Annotated in this window: 2 protein-coding genes; one reads left to right on the top strand and one right to left on the bottom strand. The window is 49.5% G+C overall.

The genetic code is table 11. The features are described 5' to 3' along the window. Nucleotides 1-87: 87 nt before the first annotated feature. On the bottom strand, nt 88-1,401 hold the full coding sequence (gene ugpB / locus ABJQ89_RS10000; RefSeq protein ID WP_348496100.1) for a sn-glycerol-3-phosphate ABC transporter substrate-binding protein UgpB: 1,314 nt from the start codon (nt 1,399-1,401) through the stop codon (nt 88-90). 132 nt (nt 1,402-1,533) lie between these two features. Here ugpB and ABJQ89_RS09995 point away from each other — a divergent pair, with 132 nt between their 5' ends. Next, nucleotides 1,534-2,430, top strand: coding sequence for a LysR substrate-binding domain-containing protein (locus tag ABJQ89_RS09995; RefSeq protein ID WP_348496099.1), 897 nt, complete (start codon nt 1,534-1,536; stop codon nt 2,428-2,430). The last annotated feature ends 364 nt before the right edge of the window (nt 2,431-2,794 follow it).

The raw sequence follows: 2,794 nt of genomic DNA, 5'->3' as shown, positions 1-2,794 counted from the left end.
AAGGTGACGCGTTTTTCCATGATGATCTGCCTGCTAAGTCATGAATCGGGCGCAACCAAGTTGGCCGCGCCCGACAGGGAGGATACCTTAACGGTTTGCTTGTTCGAAGCGGCGCAGCAGTGGATTGCCACGCTCGACAGCACTGTCCATAGCTTCTTGGGCGGTTTTGTCACCAGCCCAAATCGCTTCCAGTTCTTCGTCAATGATGCCTCGAATTTGGTCGAAAGATCCCAGACGCAGACCCTTCGAATTCGCCGTTGGCTCGTTCGCGGTCATTTGAAGAACGGCAACTTCGGTGCCGAGATTTTTCTCATAGAAGCCAGAAAGACGCGTCGCATCGCCAGCTTCTGCGGTGATCGGCAGGTAACCAGTGTTCTGATGCCAAGAGGCTTGAACATCAGAGGACGACAAGAAGCTTAGGAATTCACCCGCGCCGGTATACTCATCGTCTTCATGACCCTCCATAACCCACAGAGACGCACCACCAATAATGGTGTTCAATGGCGCATTCCCAACACCTTCCCAGTATGGAAGCGGGCGTACGTCAAAGTCGAATTCTGCCTCGGAGCTGATGCCAGCATAGCCAGCGGAGCTTTCTGTAAACAAAGCACATTCACCAGCTCGGAAGTTAGCACCGCCTTCATTGCGTCGGCCTGTGTAAATGAATTTGCCTTCTTTGGCCCATTCACCCATCGCAGTGAGGTGTGCTACTTGTGCTTCTCCATTCAGCACCAATTCTGTGTCGAGTCCGGCAAAACCGTTGTCTTGGGTCGCGAACGGTACATCATGATAAGCCGAGAAGTTTTCAAGGTGAATCCAGCTTTGCCACGCTGTAACCAACGGGCATTCGGAACCGCCATCTTGTAGGGCTGTCAAAGCATCACCAACGTTTTGCCACGTGGACAGGTCCATATCGGGATCTACGCCCGCAGCTTCAAATGCATTACGGTTCACCCAAAGAACAGGCGTTGATGCGTTGAACGGCAGTGACAGCATGTCGCCATCTGTTGTCGTGTAATAGCCGTTCACAGCACTAATGAAGGCGTCAGGCCTAAACTCGGCTCCACTTTGCGCCATGACTTCGTGGACAGGGCGTGTTGCACCATCAGCAGCCATCATTGTCGCAGTGCCGACTTCGAACACCATCAAGATGTGTGGCTGTTCTTGAGCACGGAACGCGGCAATGCCTGCATTCAACGTTTCAGAGTAATTACCCTTGTGGCTTTGAACGACAACATAGTCATCTTGGCTGGCGTTGAATTCTTCAACTTGTGCTGCAACCAATTCACCGAGGCGGCCTGTGAAGGCGTGCCAGAAATGAACCTCAGTTTGGGCAGAGGCTGCGATTGGCGTCAAAAGAGTTGAAGCCACGGCGAGAGTGCCGATTATTGATCGTTTCATGTTTTCCTCCCAGAAATCTAATCCGACTCGATATCGGTTTGATTAGGCTAACGTAGCAGAGATATTAATCAACAGCATCTATTGAAGAAATACATAACCAAATGTTATGACGCGGTTGGAAGGAAGTAATTTATGATGCCTGCGCCTAAGCTAAGACAGCTCAAAGTTCTTAAACTCGTTGCTGATCATGGGAGCATGACACGCGCTGCAAAAAGTTTGGAAATTTCACAACCGGCAGTGAGCCGCGTGATCGCCGATTTATCTGATTCCTTTGGGTTTTCGCTTTTTGATCGAAAAGATGGCCTACTCGTCCCGTCGCAAGAAACGCGGTATATTCTTCCAGACATCAGTAGAGTTATCGAACTGATGGATCATATTCAAAACACGACAAGTAATCTTACGGCACGCCGTGCCGGGCATTTGCGAGTTGCTTGCTTACCTGGCTTTGCAACAAGTCATCTGCCGAAAGTTGTCGCAAGTTTTCTAGAAAATCGCCCCGAAGTTACGATCACGATTGAACCTGACCGGCCCGAACGGATTTTGGAATGGGTTCTTGGGGAACAATACGATTGCGGCATAACCGATGGCTTTAATGGTCATCCGACGATTGAACGAACGACCGTCGATATCCGCACTGTTTGTATTTTCCCATTGGGGCACCGTTTCTCGGAATATGCGAAAATTTCACCAATCCAGCTGGACAACGAACGCATGGTCCACACCCGTCGCGATAGCCAATTCTTTCAAACGTTGAACGAGGTTTTCCGCAAAAACTCTGTTTCACCAAAGCTCGCAATCGAAACGCGGCAGTTCACTGGAGCATGTGAACTCGTTTCCTTAGGAGCTGGCGTTTCAATAGTAAGTGAGCTTGATGCGAGAACCTATAAAGGGCGTCTAGATTTCCGCCCATTTACGCCAAACATACCTCACCAACTATCCCTGGTACGCCCGGTTCATCAAGCACCATCCATGATCGCATTAGATTTCATGGAGAAATTCAAAGAAAGCCTAAATGATCTACTTGTTTAGTGTCGAGGCCGTCCACTGCCCAAAGGTTTTTCCACCCATGAACGCTCACCCTCACCATTTATGGCGATTAGTCACGATCCAAAGGAAAACTGCGTCGCAACGATCCGAACCTTTCAGATGGTCAGCTCAGCGCTCGAAACTGCCGTTCAACAGATCGATTGCCGCCAAAGGTCTGCCTCCCCAAAAGATTAAACCAAATTTCGCGAGCGCAGCGAATGTTTTCTTTCCGCCAATTCGTAACACCTTACTCCAGTTTGGAGGCTATCAAACATAATGTGCGTTATCGGTTGCGTTTACAGATGTTTCACAGCAAATAGTTGGCTTAGTCTCGTTACCGTCTACCTATTTTAGCCTCAAGGCATGA

Origin of the sequence: Planktotalea sp. (assembly GCF_039984035.1) — a bacterium.
GTDB lineage: Bacteria > Pseudomonadota > Alphaproteobacteria > Rhodobacterales > Rhodobacteraceae > Planktotalea.
The sequence above is the reverse complement of the archived record's forward strand: the minus strand, read 5'-3'. Positions and strand labels throughout refer to the sequence as shown.

What these genes read in the sequence shown, in the direction of transcription:
- ugpB (WP_348496100.1), bottom strand. Translation starts at nt 1,401, where the DNA reads ATGAAACGATCAATAATCGGCACTCTCGCCGTGGCTTCAACTCTTTTG.
- ABJQ89_RS09995 (WP_348496099.1), top strand. Translation starts at nt 1,534, where the DNA reads ATGATGCCTGCGCCTAAGCTAAGACAGCTCAAAGTTCTTAAACTCGTT.